Below are 19712 nucleotides of genomic sequence, written 5' to 3' on the forward strand. Positions count from 1 at the left end.
GTTCCAGTTTCTCACGAGCTTCGTTCAATAGCCCCTGGTCAGTAGGGTAAGCAATCTTAGCCGGTGCACAGGTGGCGTCCAGAATGAGCTTTCCTTTGTTCTTCATTTTAGGAGACGCTTATACAGTTGAATTCTATTCCGAAGCAGAACCGGAAGGTTGATTATCATCATCGTTGTCATTTTCCTTAGATGCTTCTTCCGATTGGCGTTCTTGTTCTTCCAGAACAATCCATTCATTCAGTTCATTGATAATGTTTGCACCCAAACGTTTTCTAAAACGAGTCATCAGAGAATGATCGAATGGGGCTTTTTCCTGGAATTCAGGCAACCCGATAAAATACTGAAGATACGGGTTTTCCGTGATCTGTTCGACTGTTTCCCGGTCAGATAGCCCAAGCCGTTCTTTGATATAGAGAGCCCCAAGAGCAACTCTGACAGAATAAGCCTTTTCACCTTTGAACTTTTTCTTGAAGGACTTGGCATACTTTTCTTCAGCCTTCCACCAAGGGATTAATTCAGCAAGACGGACCCAGCGATTTTCTTTATTTAATTTTCCACCGAATGGTAGAAAAAAATCTTCTACAAAAGTTAATTGATGTTCAGTCTTTTTGTACATCGTAACGGCCTCCAAGTGCAAGGTTTTTTACACGTTTCCTATAAAATCCTTACACTTTATATTCGACAAAAGTGGCCAAAATCCTTGTCAAATCTGGAATTTTTGTTTATTCAGCAAGCCCTAAAAACGAAATGGCAGAGGACTTGAAGGTGAAATTCGGGTATTTTTCCTAAGAAGCATCCAGCGATAGTTCAGCCGGAAACAGCCCGGAAAGTTAAAGGAATGTCATTAGTGAATAAAAGGGTTAGATACAGTTGAAAAAATAGCGGCATAATGCCGCTATTTTTTTAGCATTATGGATTTCCGGAACTCCGCTTTAAAAAAGCCTCAAGAAAATCCGATAAATGCCTCCGCTCTTCTTCAGTCAGCTTTTGCATGTTGTCTAACAACCGTATCATATCAGCAGATAATTTGGATTCATAGCCGAAGAATTCAGCCAGTGAAATTTCAAGGGCATCACAAATGGTTGAAAGTTTGTCTAAAGAAGGGGTAGTCCTGCCATTTTCAATGTCGCTCAGATAAGACTGTGAGATGAAAGCTTTTTTGGCTACTTCATTGCCTCGCAAGCCTTTAGCTGTTCTTATATTTTTAATTCGGATCCCGATGTCCACTGATTATCACCTATTGCCATTATATATTGATCGAGCTGGCTAGGCAGGAAAAATTCAACAAAATAATACACAAATAACGTATTTTTATATTGACAATACGTTATTAGCGGAATATAATACAAATCAAATAGAAATTCCTTCAAAAGTCATAACTTTTGGCATCTCGTTTCCGATTTCTTCAACTCCTATGACATCCGCAAAAAGGAAACTGTTGTTGCATCATTTCTGTTCTCATCATGGATGGATTGCCGATCTTTTAATCAGAAATTCAACAGGTCCTATCCAAGAGCTATGTCCCTTTAGAGGAGAGACTGCGATAACTGATTATCGCCAAAATTTAGTAAGCGGTGGTTGGTGCCCCTAATAGTGGCACAAAATGTAAACGATTAAGTAATCGTTTACACAAAAATTTTCCTATAAGTAAACGATTACTTTTCCAGGTGATTAAAATGGTGAAATCTACAATCAAAGATGTTGCATTGGAAGCAAATGTTTCTACAGCCACTGTATCCCGGGTGTTAAATGAAAGCGGGTTCGTTAGTGAAGAGATTAAGCAACGTGTTTACTTAGCGGTAAAGAAACTGAATTACCAGCCAAACGCAATTGCCAGAAGTTTAAAGCAGGATAAGACGAATACCATTGGTGTTGTGATCCCAGATATTACAAACATGTATTATATGACGATCGCAAAGGGGATTGAAGATACCGTTCAGGAAAAGGGTTACAATCTGATTTTCTGTAGCAGTAACGAAAACCCTCAAAAAGAAAAGAATCTTTTGCAGCTGTTGGTTGAACAAAGGGTGGACGCGATCGTATTGGCTACGGCTGGCAGTAATGAAGAAAAAGTGAAGGAAATTTGCCAATCCGGGTTGCCAGTTGTATTGGTTGATAGAACTTTTGATGTTGAGGGGCAAGAATTGGATTCTGTAACAGAAAATAATTTTGAAAGCACTTATGAGTTAACCCGTTTTCTTATAAACCAGGGGCATCAGTCTATTGGCGTGGTAAACGGACTGCTAAATGTCAGCACAGGGAGGGAACGATATGACGGATTTAGGAAGGCGATGCAAGAATATGGGCTTGAGATAGATACAAAGTATATTTTTAACGGTTCCTTCACCCAAGAGGACGGAATAAAAGCAGTTGATTATTTTCTTAATTTCCCCCAAAAACCCACTGCTATTTTGTCCTTTAACAATGAAATGACATTCGGCGTTTTGCTTGAATTGACAAGAAAAGGATATTCTGTACCGGAAGATATGGTTGTAGCTTCCTATGGCGACCTTGAAGCAGCCAAATTATTAAAATCGTCTGGGATTATATCATTGGTTCATAAACCTTATGAAATGGGGGAGAGGACAGGGAATATCCTATTGAAACGCTTAAACCAGGAAGAAGGGCCCTTTACGGAAATATTTCAGCCGGAATTAGTTGTAAGCAAATAAAATTTATGCAATAAGCAGCCGTAGAAACGAAAAGGAGATGGAGAAGTGTTAAAAGGAATACCAAAAATAATCGGCCCGGATTTAATGAAGATCCTGTTGGAAATGGGGCATGGGGATGAAATTGTGATTGCAGATGGAAATTTTCCTGCTGCATCCCATGCAACAAAATTAATTCGGTATGATGGCCACAATGTCACAGAATTATTAGAAGCAATCTTACCATTCTTTCCTTTGGATACTTACAGTTCTTATTCTGCCACACTGATGGCAGTTGATGAACATGATCCTGTTAAGCCATCCATTTGGGATGAATACAAATCTTTGATTCGAAAATCCGGCCAACCTTTTACGTCATTTGAAATGGTGGACAGGTTTAAATTTTATGAGCGGGCAAAACAAGCCTATGCCATTGTAGCAACAACTGAAAAAGCGCTTTATGCAAACATTATCCTTAAAAAGGGGGTTGTGGCTGATTAAGTCATTTTGAGTTATACTTTGCAAATTATTTTCTCAAAATACCAAAAAAGAAGGTGGAATGATGGGGAATCTGCTGCTGAAAATGGAAGGCATTAGTAAAACTTTTCCTGGAGTGAAAGCGCTATCCAACGTCCGATTTGACTTGTATGAGGGAGAGGTTCATGCCCTTCTTGGAGAAAATGGGGCGGGAAAATCTACGTTGATGAAGATCCTCACAGGGATTTATCAAAAAGATGAAGGCACGATTGAGTATTTAGGAGAGCAAATTGAAGTAAAGGACATAAGAGAAGCACAAAAACTGGGAATCAGTATGATTCATCAGGAACTCAACCTAGCACCGCACTTAACAGTTGCCCAAAATATCTTTATCGGGAGAGAGCCAAAAGGATCTTTAGGGCTTTTCCTTGATGAGAAAAAATTAAATAACGAAGCCCAAAAATTGTTCGACAGGTTGAATATAAATTTAAACCCACGTGAACTTGTAGGGAATTTGACAGTTGCAAAGCAACAGATGGTTGAAATCGCGAAGGCACTGTCTTTTGATTCAAAAGTATTAATCATGGATGAACCCACTGCTGCTTTAACCGATGCTGAAATTGAAGCATTGTTTGTGATGATCAGGAAATTGCGTGCAGATGGTGTCGGCGTGATTTACATCTCGCACCGGATGGAAGAGCTTCAAAAAATTACCGACCGCCTATCCATCATGCGGGATGGCACATATGTCGGCACATTAAATACGAAAGATGCAACCATTGATCAAATTATCGGAATGATGGTTGGAAGAAAAATTGATTATAATCGAAAGCCGGCAATCAAACAAAGCAGCAAAGAAGTTGTCCTTGAAGTAAAAAATTTAAACAGGGGCAGAGCCATTAAAGATGTAAGCTTTAGCCTTCATAAAGGTGAAATTCTTGGTTTTGCCGGTTTGATGGGAGCTGGAAGGACAGAAGTTGCCCGGGCCATTTTCGGGGCAGACCGCTTGGATTCAGGTGAAATTTTTATAAAAGGGCAGAAAGTGCAGATTAACAGCCCTGAAGATGCTGTAAACCATGGAATTGGCTATCTCTCAGAAGACAGAAAACAATTTGGATTAATGGTGGATATGGATGTGAAAACCAATATTGTGATGGCATCCATGAAGGATTTTCAAAGGCCGCTTGGGTGGATAAATGCTCCAAAGATGAAACAACAGTCTGAAAAAATGGTCCAAAGATTACGGATTAAAACACCATCCATTAAGCAAACGGTGAAGAATCTTTCAGGAGGCAACCAGCAAAAAGTGATTATCGGAAAATGGCTGACCCGGGATACGGATATTTTCATATTTGATGAACCGACACGCGGGATTGATATCGGGGCAAAAGATGAAATCTACAGGTTGCTGGATGAACTGGCCCAACAAGGAAAATCCATTATGATGATCTCCTCGGAGCTTCCTGAAATCTTGAGATTAAGCCACCGGATTATTGTCATGTGCGAGGGCAGAATTACCGGTAAATTGGAAAATGATAAAAACGCTACACAGGAATCCATCATGGCTCTTGCTACAAAACGAATCAGCTCATGATATTCAAATTTTAAAGGGGTGAATGACAAATGGAAATTCAAAAAACGGCGGAACTGCCTGCTGGAAAGAAAATGAAAAAGAATAAAATCAATTCCAGTTTGTTACAGCAAATTCTGGCATTTGCAAGTTTAATCGTACTTTTTCTTTTCTTTTCAGTCGCTTCATCAAATTTCTACCAGTTTGATAATATTGTAGGAATCCTTTTGTCAACGGCTGTCACAGGCATTCTTGCTTTAGGTGCCACGATGATTATTGTTACTAGCGGGATTGACTTATCATGCGGTACAGTCATGACTTTATCATCAGTCATGGCCGGTGTCTTTACGATTCAGCACGGATTTCCGATTTGGCTGGGTATTTTGGGCGGTATTTTAACTGGGGCTGTGGCCGGGCTTATCTCTGGCCTTGCGATTGCAAAAATGAAAATTCCGCCTTTTATTGCAACATTAGCCATGATGATGGTGGCAAAGGGCTTATCTCTTGTGATTACGAACGCTTCCCCTATCTATTTTTCTCCTAAACCAGGCTTTCAAAAGATGGCCATGGGGACGCTTATTCCGGGGATTCCAAATGCAGTTCTTATCTTTTTTGTAATGGCCATCATTGCAAGCCTGATTTTAAGTAAAACCGTTCTTGGGAGATATACATTTGCATTGGGCAGCAATGAAGAAGCAACCCGCCTTTCCGGTGTAAACGTTAACAAATGGAAAATCATGATCTACATGCTTGCTGGGGTTTTTACCGGGATTGCAGGAATTGTAATGGCATCCCGTTTAGATTCTGCACAACCGGCATTAGGCGAAGGATATGAGTTGCAGGCCATTGCAGCTGTTGTCATAGGGGGAACCTCATTAAGTGGCGGTACCGGAACCATCCTTGGTACGGTTATTGGGGCATTAATTATGAGTGTCTTAACAAATGGTTTGCAAATTTTGTCAGTGCCAGACCAATGGCAAACGGTTGTAGTCGGGATTGTCATCATTTTAGCCGTTTATAGTGATACATTGCGTAACAAAAAATCGAAATAATACAGGTACTAATTTCAAAGGAAATTCATATATCACTTCACTTTCATTTTAAGGGGGAATCATTTTGAAAAAGCCAGGTATTTTCGTCTCAATCGCGCTTGTATTATCCTTGGTTCTTGGTGCATGTTCTTCAAATCAGACGAGCAGTAAATCGGAAGGGAAGGGAGAAAGCGCAAAAAAATCCGGTAAGCCTTATATTGCCATCATTTCTAAGGGATTTTCGCAGCAGTATTGGCAGGCAGTTAAAAAAGGTGCGGATCAGGCAGCCGCAAAATACAATGTAAAGATTACGTTTGATGGCCCGGATAATGAATCGCAAGTAGACCAACAAGTGAATATGCTTCACAATGCACTTAACAAAAATCCGGATGCTATTGGCTTTGCCGCTTTGGACACCAAGGCAGCGATGTCTTATTTGCAGCAGGCCAAAAGCAGAAACATCCCGATTATAGCTTTTGATTCAGGGGTCGAGGGCAATATTCCGGTAACGACGGCCGCAACAAATAATAAAGCTGCAGGGGCACTTGCTGCAGATAAGCTGGCTGAATTAATTGGAAAAAAAGGAGAAGTCGCGGTTGTCGCGCACGACCAGACGAGTAAAACGGGTGTAGATCGCCGGGACGGATTTGTGAATGAAATCAAGAAAAAGTATCCGAAAATTAAGATAGTTGATATTCAGTATGGGGATTCGGACATTCTTAAATCAACCGATGCTGCTAAAGCAATTATGCAATCGCATCCCAAATTAAAAGGTTTTTATGGAACAAATGAAAACTCTGCAATTGGGATTGATAATGCGATCAGCGAAACAGGCAAAAAAGGGATAACCGTCGTTGGCTTTGATGCTGGGAAACAACAACTCGACGCTATAAAAAATGGTATTGAGGCTGGGGCAATTACCCAGAATCCAATTGGTATCGGATATGCAACAGTTGAGGCTGCAGTTAAAGTGCTTAAAGGACAAAAAGTGCCGAAAACAATCGATACCGGTTTCTATTGGTATGACAAATCAAATATGGACAGCAAAAAAATCAAACCGCTTCTTTATCAATAAAATGCTGGTTTGGATGTTTAAGAGACCTTTACAATGAAACGCTCACGGGGAATGAAAACAGTCAGATACCTTTTTTCCTGGAGAGAAAAGGTTGAAGGATTGGCGTGGGTGTAAGAGCTTTATATCCCATGCCAGCCCTTGCCGAACTCGCTTTTAAAGCAACTGATATTAAATGCAGAGTTGAAATGGGTGACACCTGAAAATCAAGCCGTTCATGCCGAGTGTAGCGGAATGCTAAAAAGTAATCTAAAGGGGGGTGGATTCGTGAATCGTGTGTGGGCTTTTGATTTGGGGGCATCCAACGGCAGGTTGATGGTAAGTGAATTTGACGGGGAGAAAATTTACCTAGAAGAAATTCATCGTTTTTCTAACCATCCCGTTCATTTAACCGGTCACTATTATTGGGATATCCTGCGAATTTTTCAGGAAATGAAAAAAGGGATGGAAAAGAGTATTCACAAAGGATACCGGTCCATTGAGGGAATGTCGGTTGACACATGGGGAGTAGATTTTGGGCTGATTTCGGATACAGGTGAGTTGGTCGGCAACCCGTACTCTTACCGGGACTATCGTTCACAGGACAGTTTAAGGGAAATGGAAAAGGTTATACCGGAAAAAACTTTATTTGCCAGAACCGGGGTGCAGCCGGCAGCGATCAATACGATTTGTCAGCTTTATACAATGAAATACAACCATCCCGAACTTTTGGACAGAGCAAAAACACTATTATTGACACCCAATTTAATTAACTACTTTTTTTCCGGTGTAAAGGCAAGTGAATACACGATTAGTTCAACTACGTCTTTGCTTAACATTCAGAACCGTAACTGGGACATTGAATTAGTAAAGAAATTGGAACTTTCGGCGGAAATGTTTCCTGATATTGTCATGCCCGGAACCATCCTTGGGCCAATCCGTGCATCTATTCAACATGAATGCGCTACCGGCCCCGTTCAAGTGATATCCGGTGCGGGGCATGATACGGCTTGTGCCTATGCCGCCTTGCCGATTAAATTGGATCATGCCGTTTTTATAAGTTGCGGTACATGGACTTTAATAGGTGTGCAAGTAAAGGCCCCTGTGATTTGTGACGAGGCGCTAGAGTGGGGGTTTACAAACGAAGGGACAGCCGATGGAGCAGTACGCCTTCTCAAAAACATGATGGGGATGTGGCTTATCCAGGAATGCAGGGCAGCATGGGCAAAAGAAGGTATGCACTTTACCTATGAAGAAGAGGACCGGCTTATTCGGAATGCTGCCGCGTTTACCAGTTTAATCGATCCGGATGATCCAAGTTTCTTTAACCCGATTCATATGCCAACGCAAATCAGGAATTTTTGTATCCATTCCGGTCAGCAGCCCCCTGAAAAACCAGGGGAATATCTTCGCTCTATTCTGGTTAGCTTGTCGCTGAAATGTCGTTGGGTTGTAGAAAAGTTGGAACATTTAACAGGCCGGCAAATTGGCACCATTCATATGGGAGGCGGAGGCATTCAAAATGAGTTATTTTGTCAATTCATCGCAAATGCAGCCAATCGCCCGGTCGTAGCCGGGCCTGTTGAAGCAAGTGCGATTGGCAATGCATTAACACAATGGATAGCCCTCGGGGAAATAAAGAATCTAACTGAAGGGCGTGAAATGGTCCGGAATTCATTTCCTCTTAAAATCTATGAACCTCAGGATCTATTTGAATGGCAGGAAGCATATGGCCGCTTTATAGATCTGTTGAATACCAATGCGAGGAGGCATTATCATGAAAACAGTAAATAATAGATTTTTTGGAAAATTGCCGAAAGTGGGGATCAGGCCGGCTATTGATGGAAGAAGAAAGGGAATACGCGAGTCTTTAGAAGATGTGACGATGAATATGGCTAAATCGGTTGCCAAATTGTTAACGGATAACCTTCGCCATTATAACGGTGAACCCGTTGAATGTGTCATTGCCGATACTTGTATTGGCGGAGTAGCAGAAGCAGCCCAGACAGCCGCAAAATTTGCAGAAGAAGGTGTGGGGCTTTCCATTACTGTCACGCCATGCTGGTGCTATGGATCGGAAACGATGGATATGACGCCTGAAATTCCAAAAGCTGTATGGGGATTTAATGGCACAGAACGCCCGGGGGCCGTATATTTGGCAGCCGTATTAGCCGCCCATAATCAAAAGGGTATTCCCGCTTTTGGCATTTATGGCAAAGATGTTCAAGACTTGGATGATGCTACAATTCCGGAAGATGTACAGGAAAAATTATTGCAATTTGCCAAAGCCGGACTGGTTGTTGCAACCTTGAAAGGAAAGTCCTATTTGTCCATCGGATCTGTATCAATGGGAATTGCCGGCAGTACGGTTAATCCGGATTTCTTCCAGGAATATTTGGGAATGAGAAATGAATATGTTGATATGTCTGAATTTGTAAGGCGTATGGATGAGGAAATTTATGATAAGGAAGAGTACATTCGTGCTTTAAAATGGGTTAAAGAAAACTGCCCTGAAGGACCGGATCATAATCCGGAACACATGCAGAGAACCCGGGAGCAAAAGGATAGAGATTGGGAAGTCAGTGTTAAAATGGCGCTCATTGCCCGTGACTTAATGGTTGGGAACCCGAAACTAAACCAAATAGGGTTCGGTGAGGAGGCTTTGGGGCATAACGCGATTGCTGCCGGCTTTCAGGGACAGCGCCAGTGGACAGACCATTTTCCAAATGGGGATTTTATGGAAACCATTTTGAATTCCTCGTTCGACTGGGACGGGATTCGTCCTCCTTACATCATGGCAACAGAAAATGATAGTTTAAACGCTGTATCCATGCTTTTTGGACATCTGTTAACTAACTCAGCGCAAATTTTCGCCGACGTCCGGACGTACTGGAGTCCTGATGCTGTAGAACGTGTGACGGGATATAAACCGGAGGGATTGGCATCTGAAGGTTTTATTCACCTGATCAACTCCGGGTCTGCCGCACTTGACGGGACGGGAGAACAAACAAGAGAAGGAAAACCGGCAATGAAGCCGTTCTGGGACATTACTGAAGAAGAAGTGCAAAAATGCTTGGCAGCAACTTCTTGGCGGCCGGCAGCGACAGGATATTTCCGCGGCGGCGGCTTCTCCAGCGACTTTCTAACAAAAGGCAATATGCCTGTAACCATCCTTCGAATCAATCTTATTAAGGGATTGGGGCCGGTATTGCAAATTGCAGAAGGGTACACCATTGAATTGCCGGAAAAAGTTCACGATATTTTAGACAATCGTACAGACCCTACTTGGCCAACGACTTGGTTTGTTCCCAACCTTACTGGAGAAGGCGCATTCAAAGATGTCTACACTGTCATGAATCATTGGGGAGCCAATCATTGCGTGATGAGCTACGGGCACATTGGCAGCGACTTAATGACATTGGCTTCTATGCTTAGAATTCCTGTAAATATGCACAATGTGAGTGAAAAGAAGATTTTCAGGCCAAGCGCCTGGGCGATGTTTGGAACAAAAGACCCTGAAGCAGCAGATTATCGGGCTTGCCAAAATTTTGGCCCGTTATATCGATAGAATGAAACAGGTGTCTTAAAAAGAAGATCATCTTTTTAAGACACCTTGCCTATATATTGCGAACTTGAAAGAAAAAATTTTCGCGAAGGTAGAGAAATAACGGTTCGAACCAAATGAAGTTGTGCCAAAGTTTAAGCTTTGCCAAAGTGCCATTGTATGTTGATCTTTTTGGTTTTTATGAAAGGAGCATTTCATAATGAAATACAGTGAAAAAGAACTGCGTGAACTTATATGTGATATCGGTAGAAATTTATTTAACAAAGATTATGTAGCAGCCAATGACGGAAATATCTCCGCGCGTTTATCAGAAAATGAAGTGATTGCAACGCCAACTGGTGTCAGTAAGGGATATTTGACTCCGGAAAAACTGGTAAAAGTGACTTTAGAGGGGGAAATTGTTGAGGCGAAGGAAGGATACCGCCCTTCTACCGAATTGAAAATGCATCTGAGAGTTTATCGCCGTTTGCCGGAAATGAATGGAGTGGTTCATGCCCACCCGCCTTTTGGGACAGCTTTTGCAATTAAAGGCGAAGTTCTAGATAAAATGATGATGCCGGAATCAGTTATTGCTATGGGGGAAATTCCGCTGGCGAAATATGGCACGCCTTCGACTGAGGAAATTCCTGACTCTATTGAACCCTTTTTAGGAAATAAACAAGCGGTATTATTAGAAAGTCATGGGGCTTTAACCTGGGGGAAAGATGTGATGGCGGCTTATTTAAATATGGAACGTTTAGAGTATACCGCAAAGTTAACATTTATTACCAGAATGCTCAATGGTGAAAGGGAATTGCCTAAAAATCGTATTGAAGAGTTAGTGAATTTGCGCTCGTTTTATGGGATGTAGGGAACAAGGCTTGGAGTAACTCCGTGATGCAGCAGTTTGAGATCCGGCTTGGCTTTGAAGCATTCAAGTATTGCGTATACACCGGATTAAATAAAATGCAGAAACCCTCATCGGTGTTTCTACATGAAAGGGGAGGAAGAGGATATGGGCCTTAATGTTAAAAAATCCATTCAAAACGGTCATACAGCACTTGGCATAGAGCTAGGTTCCACCAGAATGAAGGCTGTTCTCATTGGAGAAGATCATCAACCTCTCGCATCTGGCAGCCATGATTGGGAGAATCAATACTTGAACGATATTTGGACATACAGCATAGATGATATTTGGCGGGGCATACAGGAATGCTATCAAAAAATGGCTGCTCAGGTAGAAAAGAATTATCATGTTACACTGAAAACAGTTGGTGCAATCGGTATCAGCGGGATGATGCACGGCTATATGGCTTTTGATAAAGATGGGGTGCTCTTGGTGCCTTTCCGAACATGGCGAAACAATATTACAGAGCAGGCTTCAAAAAGGCTTACAAAACTTTTTAACTATCCTATTCCTCAAAGATGGAGTATTGCTCACTTGTATCAAGCTATCTTAAACGGAGAAGAGCATGTTGCGAACTTTGATTACATCACAACTTTAGCCGGTTATATTCACTGGAAATTGACCGGCAGGAGGGTTATGGGTATTGGTGAGGCATCCGGGGTATTTCCAATTGATTTGAATACAAAAGATTTCAACCAAACGATGATCCGTCAATTTAATGAAGCAATCGCATCTGAAGATCTGCCTTGGCAACTTGAAGATATTCTGCCCCAAGTTTTGGTAGCTGGAGAAAAAGCCAGTGTATTAACGGAAGAAGGAGCAAAGCTTTTGGATCCTGCGGGAGAGTTGGGAGCGGGTATCCCTCTTTGTCCACCGGAAGGCGATGCAGGAACTGGGATGGTTGCAACCAATAGCATTGCTCGCCATACCGGGAATGTTTCTGCCGGAACTTCCGTATTTGCTATGGTTGTCCTGGAAGAAGAGCTTTCCAAAGTATATCCGGAAATTGACCTTGTAACGACCCCTGCAGGTCATTTGGTTGCTATGGCTCATTCTAATAATTGCACATCGGATTTGGATGCATGGGTCGGGTTATTTAAAGAATTCACCGACGTAATAGGGGTGGATATAGATACAAATACGTTGTACAAAACTTTGTATGGTTTGGCACTAAAAGGTGATCCGGATTGTAGCGGTTTGCTTGCTTATGGTTATTTGTCCGGTGAACATATGACTCATTTTAAAGAAGGACGGCCATTGTTTGTTCGTTCGCCGGACAGCCATTTTACCCTCGCTAATTTTATGCGAGCACATTTATTTACAGCTTTGGGAGCATTAAAAATTGGAATGGATATTCTCGTTAAACAGGAAAAAGTAAAACTGAAGGAGATCGTAGGGCATGGCGGCTTATTTAAGACTGAAGGTGTCGGGCAGCGCATGATGGCCGCTGCGCTCAATGTTCCTGTTTCCGTTATGGACACAGCAGGAGAAAGTGGAGCATGGGCAATTGCTGTGCTGGCGTCTTATATGGTTAACAAAATGGCCGATGAAACATTGGAAGCGTATTTAGACCATATATTTGCAGAAAAAACTGTAAGGACAGTGTATCCGGATCCAAAAGACGTAAAAGGGTTTGAGCAATTTATGGAACGTTACCTCAAAGGCCTTGCGATCGAAAGAGCAGCCGTAAACAGCCTAACCTAAGACGGCGGTGCCCACCTTTTAAATCAGCAAAATTTTGGAGGGTGAGGCACCGCTTGTTATTTTTATCATTAAGATCGGAAGTGCGCTGTTGTTTTTCGACAATGAGAGTGAAGATAATATTTATTCACCAATTACAATGACTCTACATTTTCGTTCACGTGGTCTTGCACGGTCAAAATCAACAAAATAAATATAACCCGTTTTTCCAACTCCGAGTCTCCCGCTATCAACCTCAAATGTCTCGCTGGAACCAATTATTGTTGATTTTAGGTGTGCGTCACAGTTGAAAAGCACTGTGCGATCCCCATTTGGAATATACTGTTCGATATCCGGCCATGAAGCAACAGCTTTATAATGCTCTTCACCAGGATAGTTATATTGGCCTTTTTCAACTTGATCCGGAATGATTTTTTGAAGAACATAATTTAAGTCAGCTTGTAGAAATTCATCGCCATTTTCAGTGAAATCATGAACAAACTCTTCAAAAAACACAGAACAAGTCGTGTGTGGAGAAATTACGACGCAAATGCCATTTTGAATTTTACTATTTTTAATAGCTTCTTTTACGGCAGGCGTTATATTAAAAAAAGTTGGCTTTCCTCCATGCGATTTCAAGCTAATTTGTTCTTTATAAACAGTCATTGGATAACCTCCTCACTTGCTCCTGCTCTCTATCTTGCACTGCTTTTAACATTGCGTTTGCCCATTCTTTAATACGCTCTTTTGGATCAGGCGCTTTCAATATACCGCTTGTTCCTCCTGTACCATCTGATCCGAGTTTAATAACGTTATAAACATCCCCGGCAGTTGTCACACCTGAAGCGATCATTATTAATATATCTGGATCTATATTCCTGATCTTAGTAACAGTTTCAATAACATAGTGAGAGTCTGCAACTTTTCCAGTACCAATTAGTTCAGTAGGTTCTGCTAAGAGAATGTTCGGCTTTAATTGTGCAAGTGCAACGGCCTCATTTACTGAATCAGCACATACTATGGTGATCATATTTAGCTCGCGAGCTCTTTCTATCGTTTTTGATAAATCTGCAATTGTCATGGGATGTTCAGCATGGTTTAAAAAAACGGCTTCAGCGCCGGCTTCTTTTAACGATTCCGGCAATATATGCCCCATACTACGCCCTGGTTTTATTGGCTCCATATGTTGGGCCGTAACAATTAAGCGCTTTGTATTTTCTTTTATATACCGAATGTCTGCATATGGACACGTAAAGAACAATTCGAGTCCTGTTTCCTCTGCGATCTTGTCAGCGGCCAAAGCCAAATCCAAGGATTGATTTCCATATAAGTAAGATTTTGGATTCACAACTAAGAATGGTGTTCTTATTTTCATTATATTGACTCACCCCTCCAAATTAAATTATTTTTCGTTATAACGTTTAGTATGAAAGACATGGTAGTAATGTTTTGCCATTTCTTTCATGCCTAAGTAAGCATCCTTTTCCAGTTGGATGTAATTTTGATATTCTTTTTCTCTCGTATTTTGTAGTGCGGCAATTGTAATGTCTGTAAAAATATTTATTTTACATATGCCCAGTTCAGTTGCTTTTGAGAGATTATCATCGCCTGATGAAGATCCTCCATGTAAAACGAGAGGGACAGGGACATGGGCAGACAGTTCTTTTAATCTGTCAAAATTAATATGAGGAGCTCCTTTATAAGTTCCATGTGCTGTTCCAATCGCAACCGCTAAAGAGTCAACATTGGTTTGATTTACAAATTCGACAGCAGCTTCTACTTGTGTGTAATTTGAGTCATCATTAATATCATAATTCGTTGCGGAGCCAACGTGGCCAAGTTCTGCTTCTACAACCACACCTTTATTGTGGGCATATTCTACAACTTCTTTTGTCTTTTTCACATTATTTGCAAACGTTTCTTGGGAAGCATCAATCATCACTGATGTAAATCCGTTATCAACCGCATATTGAATGTTAGAAAGGTTTACGCCGTGATCCAAGTGCAAGACAACTGGAATATCAGCTTTTTTCGCATAGTATAAACCGAATTCTGCGGCTTCTTCCGTCGTCATGTACGAACTGTGGGATTCAGCACAGGCAAGGATAACCGGCAATTTTAATTCTTGGGCAACGTCTAAATAAGCCAATAAGGAAGCACGGCTCCAAAAGTTAAAATGGGGTATGGCAAAATGCTTTTTTTTCGCAATTGCCAATAGTTCTTTTGACGTCACAAGCATCTTTTTGCACCTCCAATTAAATTAAAAGGGAAGATCTAAGGTTGGAGCTGGATCCTCCCTTGGTTATAACGATTGCTTAATTTTCTATTTCTTTCTTAATTGTTTCAAAGACTTTGTCGGCGCCGATCCCTGTTAATAATGGTACGCCGTTAATTACTTTTTCTTTTAAGTGATCCGGAACGATTGTGGTGCTGAGTACGATGTCATAATCATCGAGGCGATTAACTTCATCAGCGATTTTGCTTTGATATAAGGTAACTTTTTTTTCTAAGCCGTTCTTTTTTAAAAAGTCTTTTACTTTCCCAGTTACAACTGTACTGGTCGCTACGCCTGTTCCACAAACAATTAATAATTTTTTCATGATCAATTCCTCCTTCATTATTCTCTTGCATTATCCATTATCCGCGTCAACATCTTTTCTGATTTTGTTAAAGTAAATTAAGCCTGCCAAAACAATGACTCCAATGATTGTTATTCCACCCCAGCTAAGCAGTTTGCCCAGCCCAACAATCATCCAAGTTGTCCATACACCGCCATCACTTAATACGCTGATGGAATGGCTGCCATTTAAGTTAAAGTTTGCTGCTATAGCAGATTTTGTAATCATAGGTGCGGCCCATGTCGCAATATATAAACTTAGAGCAATATTAATTGCACCTCCAATAACCGTCCTGAAAATATCCCCCCTAAATACGGCAGCCATTAATGCAATCATGAAAGGGATCGTGGCTAAATCGCCAAATGGTAATACTTTATTTCCGGGTAAGAAAACGGCAATCAGTAATGTTAACGGTACCAAAATTAATGATGACGAAAGTACGGAAGATTGGCCTACTGCAAGAGCACTGTCCATCCCAATATACAAATGGCGACCGGGGAATTTTTTTTGGACAAATTCATTTGCTCCTTCAGAAATTGGGGTTAGTCCTTCCATTAACAATGAGACCATTCTTGGCATGAGCATCATGACTGCAGCAGTGTTAATCCCTAATTGAAGGGTTTTTGCTATTGAATATTTTGCCAATAATCCAATGACGATCCCGATGATTGTACCCATGACAGTTGAATCGCCAAATATGCCTAGTCGTTTTTGGACTGTTTCCGGGTCAAGATGGATTTTATTAATCCCAGGAATTCGGTCAAATAGCCAATTCAATGGGATTGCAACTAATAAACCAGGTGCAGAAGACCCATGTGGAAATGTGATATTTGGCAGATTATAATATTTTTGAACGGTCTTTGCTCCCATATCAGCTAAGAGATAGATAAGCATGGCATGTACAACCATGGTATAAATACCCAGCCAGAAGTTTGAAGTTGCGGCATAGACGAGTGATCCAGTAAATGCAACATGCCAATAATTCCAAATATCTACGTCTAATGTTTTTGTAATACCAATAAACAAGAGAATGATGTTGACAATAATGCTTACGGGGATGGCCATACTGCCTAATACTGTTCCGTAAGCGATTGCAGATGCTGCTGGCCAGCCAACATCAATTGAGCTGAGGTGAAGGTCGTAATTTTTTACCATTGCTTGAGCTGCCGGGCCCAGATTTGATGTTAATAGATTGATGACTAAGTTTAGGCCTACAAAACCTATACCAACAGTTAAACCGGCTTTAAATGCTCTGCCGGGTTTAATTCCAAGAATAAGAGCAAAGATAAAGAGCAATATTGGAAGCATGACACTTGCACCTAAACTAACAAACCATTGTATAACCTCCATTATTAAGTCCCCCTAACGATTTATATTTGGCTAATAAATACCTTTTTGTTGCATGATTTCGATAAATTGTTTATTGCTGCTACATGTTCTTAGAATGGTCACCAATTGTTCATCTTGAAACAGAGATACCAATTTTTGTAGCATATTAAGTTGATCATTTGCTTTTTTCAGCGCCAGCATAAAGATTATACTGACATCGACTGTTCCTGTCTCACTCCCCATTTCCCTGAATTTTACAGGTTTGCTAAGAGACATAAAACCTACTTGGGAATGAATGACTTTGTCACTGTCTGTATGAGGTATGGCAATCCCTATATTATTCATTTTTAAACCAGTCGGATAATTTTTTTCCCTTTTTAAAATGCCGTCTTTAAAAGAACTCGTTACCAATTTTTTCTTCATAAATTGATCAGCCAATAATTCCAATGCATTTTCACAGCCCTCTACTGATTGATTGAACAATATAATCTCTTGGTCGAAATACATATCAAACTCTCCTCTAATTTTATAAAGTTACTAAGATAGTAAACGAATCACATCCTTTTCGGTTGCAGCCTTCTTTAAGTTTTTCATGATTTTTTCATCTGCAATTTTTCCAATCACCTTTTTTACAAGTGTTTTTCCAGGATCTTGCTGGCTGTTCTTTTTAATTGCTAATAATATAACAATGCGTACCATACCTGCGTCTTGTTCCCAAAGAATGCCATGCTCGCTTAATCCAATGACAACCGCTGAATTTGAGAGTTTTTCAAATTCTCCATGGGGCAGTGCAACTTCCGGATCGATTAATGTTGCTCCTTGTTTTTCTCGCATGAGCACTTCTTTGATAAATTCTCCACTATCATTTAAAAGGTTATAATCCACCATTACATTAGATAATTCAATCAAAGCCTCATTCTTATTTGCCGCTAATAGCCGGTGTGTTATGAGTTTTAAATTGAATGCGCCGCGTTTCCCATCATCCATGCTCAATACCTCCCAGAAACTCTGCTAGCCGGTTTTTATCCTTATTTGTGAACATGGCACTTACAAGCAAAACAGGTGTCTCAATTTGTATATTCAGGTCCACTGTTGTGATGATTAAGTCAACATCGGTGTATTGATGTTCATTATGAAGATATTTTATGGTGGATATAACATCAACGATCTCTAATTCAGGAAAAGCTTTCTGAACTTTAACTTTTAGCAATTCTGATGTGCCGACACCGCTTGTACACATGATCAGTACCCGTTTCTGCTTTTGCTCTTGTTCAATGTATTTTGCAAAATATAAGGTAATAAATCCGCTTTCATCCTCACTGATTTTTCCAATTTGAAAATATTCTTCAACCTTTTTAGATATTTGTGCAACTGAATTAAATAAATGTCCGTATTCCAATTTAATTTCATCTAATAAATTATTTTTAATATAAATATGGTTGTAAATTCGATTGAGCATTGGTTTAATATGATTAGCAAGATCATTTTTCACCAACTCATAGCGGATATTTTGGTGTTCAATTTCATTGAACTTTGTGATATAAAATTTTGTGACTCTCTTAACAAGAGAGGGCAGTTCATCTGTGAGATTTCTGTCTTGATTGAATCGGGTTGAAACAAGATACTGTAACAAATAAATTGATTCCAACGATGACAGTTTTGCATTTAAATAATGGCTCGTATCAGTGATGACTTTTTTCGCGATAGCATATAAATGCGGATTTTCCTTTATAATTTCTTGTTGTTCCTTATGAACAGAGTTCTCTTTATTTTCGATAAACTTACCTTCTCTGAACCGGTTAATTAAAATATACAAATGAGAAAAAATATTAATATTATAGGGATAGGGAATCGTCATATTTAAAGAGCGTTCAATTTCTTCGATTTGAGAAATAATGAATTCCTTATCATATTGGTTCAGGGTGTGTCTGTCAGATGAAAAATCATATAAATTCTCCGCATCAAATAGGTTCATCTTTAAGATAGTTGTATTAATGGCTCTTCGAATGTCAATCTCGCTTCCTATAATTGAAATGCTTTTTCCTTTGTGTACCATCTTGATACCGTATTTTTTTAACGTATTCGATATAATGTTAAGATCGTTTTCGATTGCAGATTTGCTCACATAGTACTTTTCATAAAGTCTTTCAAGCCGGATTGAGTAAGGTGATTTAAATAGCAAGTTCAGGATAATGCTATTTCTTCGTTCAATCGGGGTGTAATCCAGAAATTCACGGTTCTTAAACCTTTTCTCTTTCATGTAGTTCTCATAATTGATTTTATAACCACGCCCTCTCGACGATTCTATTATTTCTCCACAGCTGGACGAGTCATTCATTTTTTTAATTATCCGGTAGACTGTTTTGGTTGATATTCCTGCAAGATTTGCGATTTCTTCGGCAGTTATATAATCGCTTTTCTGCAATAAAATGTCCGCTAGCACTTGTTCTCTTCTACTGAGCTGCATATTCAATATCACCTCACACATTTATTATAATGGTTTTTTGAAAACGCAATCACTGTTTTATGTCCATTGCAATGGACATATGAAGATTAAAAATTCCAAAGAAATTCTTCTGCTAATAAGGTTCAATTTACTTAAATATGTCAGCATAAGGTAAAAATTAGAATATTTCATTGTAACGGATTACAGCTCTGAGGAGTAAAAATTTTTCGTGATAATTTAACTATTCCCCCCCAAAAATGCGGCTAAATATGTAATAATTTAAATAATTAGAGCTTGCTGGACGAATATTTTGGTATGGCTTAGTGACAAGTCGAATACAAGCTAAAATTTGATTCGTTCAGCAAGCCCTAATTAAACTTGGCTCATTTGAGGGGGTTTATATTTTTGATA

The 19712-nt window shown here is 40.1% G+C and carries 18 protein-coding genes and 1 pseudogene; 9 read left to right on the plus strand and 10 right to left on the minus strand.

Translation table 11 applies throughout. The features are described 5' to 3' along the window. Together P9687_RS01255 and P9687_RS01260 are read right to left on the minus strand one after the other, a co-directional pair. Positions 1 to 616, minus strand: a pseudogene (locus P9687_RS01255) (transposase); the annotation flags it as partial. A gap of 293 nt (positions 617 to 909) precedes the next feature. Beyond that, positions 910 to 1227, minus strand: a complete 318-nt coding sequence (locus P9687_RS01260; RefSeq protein ID WP_061577637.1) for a helix-turn-helix domain-containing protein — start codon at positions 1225 to 1227, stop codon at positions 910 to 912. 449 nt (positions 1228 to 1676) lie between these two features. On the opposite strand from P9687_RS01260, the gene P9687_RS01265 reads away from it, so the two are divergent. The 9 genes from P9687_RS01265 to P9687_RS01305 all read left to right on the plus strand — a co-directional run bounded on the left by P9687_RS01265 (position 1677) and on the right by P9687_RS01305 (position 12932). After that, complete coding sequence (locus P9687_RS01265; RefSeq protein WP_061577638.1) at positions 1677 to 2672, plus strand: LacI family DNA-binding transcriptional regulator; 996 nt, start codon at positions 1677 to 1679, stop codon at positions 2670 to 2672. 45 nt (positions 2673 to 2717) lie between these two features. Further along, a complete protein-coding gene (locus P9687_RS01270) occupies positions 2718 to 3149 on the plus strand; it encodes an RbsD/FucU family protein (protein ID WP_061577639.1) in 432 nt (143 codons plus the stop codon). A gap of 61 nt (positions 3150 to 3210) precedes the next feature. Then, complete coding sequence (locus P9687_RS01275) at positions 3211 to 4719, plus strand: sugar ABC transporter ATP-binding protein (RefSeq protein WP_168985866.1); 1509 nt, start codon at positions 3211 to 3213, stop codon at positions 4717 to 4719. Positions 4720 to 4748: 29 nt separating this feature from the next. Then, complete coding sequence (locus P9687_RS01280; RefSeq protein WP_061577627.1) at positions 4749 to 5747, plus strand: ABC transporter permease; 999 nt, start codon at positions 4749 to 4751, stop codon at positions 5745 to 5747. Between the two features lie 61 nt (positions 5748 to 5808). Continuing rightward, positions 5809 to 6801, plus strand: coding sequence for an ABC transporter substrate-binding protein (locus P9687_RS01285; protein ID WP_407067037.1), 993 nt, complete (start codon positions 5809 to 5811; stop codon positions 6799 to 6801). A 231-nt stretch (positions 6802 to 7032) separates the two neighbouring features. Then, positions 7033 to 8571 carry a rhamnulokinase gene (locus P9687_RS01290; RefSeq protein ID WP_064505189.1) on the plus strand — a complete coding sequence of 513 codons (1539 nt, stop codon included), beginning with the start codon at positions 7033 to 7035 and terminating at the stop codon, positions 8569 to 8571. Then, a complete protein-coding gene (locus tag P9687_RS01295; RefSeq protein ID WP_061577624.1) occupies positions 8555 to 10345 on the plus strand; it encodes an L-fucose isomerase in 1791 nt (596 codons plus the stop codon). The genes P9687_RS01290 and P9687_RS01295 overlap by 17 nt, the downstream gene beginning before the upstream one ends. 196 nt (positions 10346 to 10541) lie before the next feature. After that, entirely contained in the window at positions 10542 to 11192 is a 651-nt protein-coding gene (locus tag P9687_RS01300) for a class II aldolase/adducin family protein (protein ID WP_061577623.1), read from the plus strand. A 144-nt stretch (positions 11193 to 11336) separates the two neighbouring features. After that, positions 11337 to 12932, plus strand: coding sequence for a xylulokinase (locus P9687_RS01305; RefSeq protein WP_168985867.1), 1596 nt, complete (start codon positions 11337 to 11339; stop codon positions 12930 to 12932). Between the two features lie 120 nt (positions 12933 to 13052). Here the strand turns inward: P9687_RS01305 and P9687_RS01310 are convergent, their stop codons facing one another. The 8 genes from P9687_RS01310 to P9687_RS01345 all read right to left on the minus strand — a co-directional run bounded on the left by P9687_RS01310 (position 13053) and on the right by P9687_RS01345 (position 19322). Continuing rightward, positions 13053 to 13574 carry a YjbQ family protein gene (locus P9687_RS01310; RefSeq protein WP_061577621.1) on the minus strand — a complete coding sequence of 174 codons (522 nt, stop codon included), beginning with the start codon at positions 13572 to 13574 and terminating at the stop codon, positions 13053 to 13055. Next, the gene (locus P9687_RS01315; protein WP_061577620.1) at positions 13561 to 14283 is read right to left on the minus strand and encodes a triose-phosphate isomerase; all 723 of its coding nucleotides are present in this window, start codon (positions 14281 to 14283) and stop codon (positions 13561 to 13563) included. The genes P9687_RS01310 and P9687_RS01315 overlap by 14 nt, the downstream gene beginning before the upstream one ends. 27 nt (positions 14284 to 14310) lie before the next feature. Next, positions 14311 to 15147: a class II fructose-bisphosphate aldolase gene (locus P9687_RS01320; RefSeq protein WP_061577619.1), complete on the minus strand. Its 837-nt coding sequence runs from the start codon at positions 15145 to 15147 to the stop codon at positions 14311 to 14313. Positions 15148 to 15223: 76 nt separating this feature from the next. Next, positions 15224 to 15508, minus strand: a complete 285-nt coding sequence (locus P9687_RS01325; protein ID WP_061577618.1) for a PTS sugar transporter subunit IIB — start codon at positions 15506 to 15508, stop codon at positions 15224 to 15226. Positions 15509 to 15538: 30 nt separating this feature from the next. Further along, on the minus strand, positions 15539 to 16876 hold the full coding sequence (locus tag P9687_RS01330; protein ID WP_061577617.1) for a PTS galactitol transporter subunit IIC: 1338 nt from the start codon (positions 16874 to 16876) through the stop codon (positions 15539 to 15541). Positions 16877 to 16906: 30 nt separating this feature from the next. After that, on the minus strand, positions 16907 to 17362 hold the full coding sequence (locus P9687_RS01335) for a PTS sugar transporter subunit IIA (protein ID WP_061577616.1): 456 nt from the start codon (positions 17360 to 17362) through the stop codon (positions 16907 to 16909). A gap of 30 nt (positions 17363 to 17392) precedes the next feature. After that, positions 17393 to 17842: a PTS sugar transporter subunit IIA gene (locus P9687_RS01340; RefSeq protein ID WP_061577615.1), complete on the minus strand. Its 450-nt coding sequence runs from the start codon at positions 17840 to 17842 to the stop codon at positions 17393 to 17395. Continuing rightward, entirely contained in the window at positions 17835 to 19322 is a 1488-nt protein-coding gene (locus tag P9687_RS01345) for a BglG family transcription antiterminator (RefSeq protein WP_061577614.1), read from the minus strand. Before P9687_RS01345 ends, P9687_RS01340 begins: the two co-directional genes overlap by 8 nt. Positions 19323 to 19712 lie beyond the last annotated feature (390 nt).

The organism is Weizmannia sp. CD-2023 (assembly GCF_036225245.1).
Lineage (GTDB): Bacteria > Bacillota > Bacilli > Bacillales > Bacillaceae_C > Weizmannia > Weizmannia faecalis.

What these genes read in the sequence shown, in the direction of transcription:
- P9687_RS01265 (WP_061577638.1), top strand. Translation starts at nt 1,677, where the DNA reads ATGGTGAAATCTACAATCAAAGATGTTGCATTGGAAGCAAATGTTTCT.
- P9687_RS01275 (WP_168985866.1), top strand. Translation starts at nt 3,211, where the DNA reads ATGGGGAATCTGCTGCTGAAAATGGAAGGCATTAGTAAAACTTTTCCT.
- P9687_RS01280 (WP_061577627.1), top strand. Translation starts at nt 4,749, where the DNA reads ATGGAAATTCAAAAAACGGCGGAACTGCCTGCTGGAAAGAAAATGAAA.
- P9687_RS01290 (WP_064505189.1), top strand. Translation starts at nt 7,033, where the DNA reads ATGCTAAAAAGTAATCTAAAGGGGGGTGGATTCGTGAATCGTGTGTGG.
- P9687_RS01295 (WP_061577624.1), top strand. Translation starts at nt 8,555, where the DNA reads ATGAAAACAGTAAATAATAGATTTTTTGGAAAATTGCCGAAAGTGGGG.
- P9687_RS01300 (WP_061577623.1), top strand. Translation starts at nt 10,542, where the DNA reads ATGAAATACAGTGAAAAAGAACTGCGTGAACTTATATGTGATATCGGT.
- P9687_RS01305 (WP_168985867.1), top strand. Translation starts at nt 11,337, where the DNA reads ATGGGCCTTAATGTTAAAAAATCCATTCAAAACGGTCATACAGCACTT.
- P9687_RS01310 (WP_061577621.1), bottom strand. Translation starts at nt 13,574, where the DNA reads ATGACTGTTTATAAAGAACAAATTAGCTTGAAATCGCATGGAGGAAAG.
- P9687_RS01315 (WP_061577620.1), bottom strand. Translation starts at nt 14,283, where the DNA reads ATGAAAATAAGAACACCATTCTTAGTTGTGAATCCAAAATCTTACTTA.
- P9687_RS01320 (WP_061577619.1), bottom strand. Translation starts at nt 15,147, where the DNA reads ATGCTTGTGACGTCAAAAGAACTATTGGCAATTGCGAAAAAAAAGCAT.
- P9687_RS01325 (WP_061577618.1), bottom strand. Translation starts at nt 15,508, where the DNA reads ATGAAAAAATTATTAATTGTTTGTGGAACAGGCGTAGCGACCAGTACA.
- P9687_RS01330 (WP_061577617.1), bottom strand. Translation starts at nt 16,876, where the DNA reads ATGGAGGTTATACAATGGTTTGTTAGTTTAGGTGCAAGTGTCATGCTT.
- P9687_RS01335 (WP_061577616.1), bottom strand. Translation starts at nt 17,362, where the DNA reads ATGTATTTCGACCAAGAGATTATATTGTTCAATCAATCAGTAGAGGGC.
- P9687_RS01340 (WP_061577615.1), bottom strand. Translation starts at nt 17,842, where the DNA reads ATGGATGATGGGAAACGCGGCGCATTCAATTTAAAACTCATAACACAC.
- P9687_RS01345 (WP_061577614.1), bottom strand. Translation starts at nt 19,322, where the DNA reads ATGCAGCTCAGTAGAAGAGAACAAGTGCTAGCGGACATTTTATTGCAG.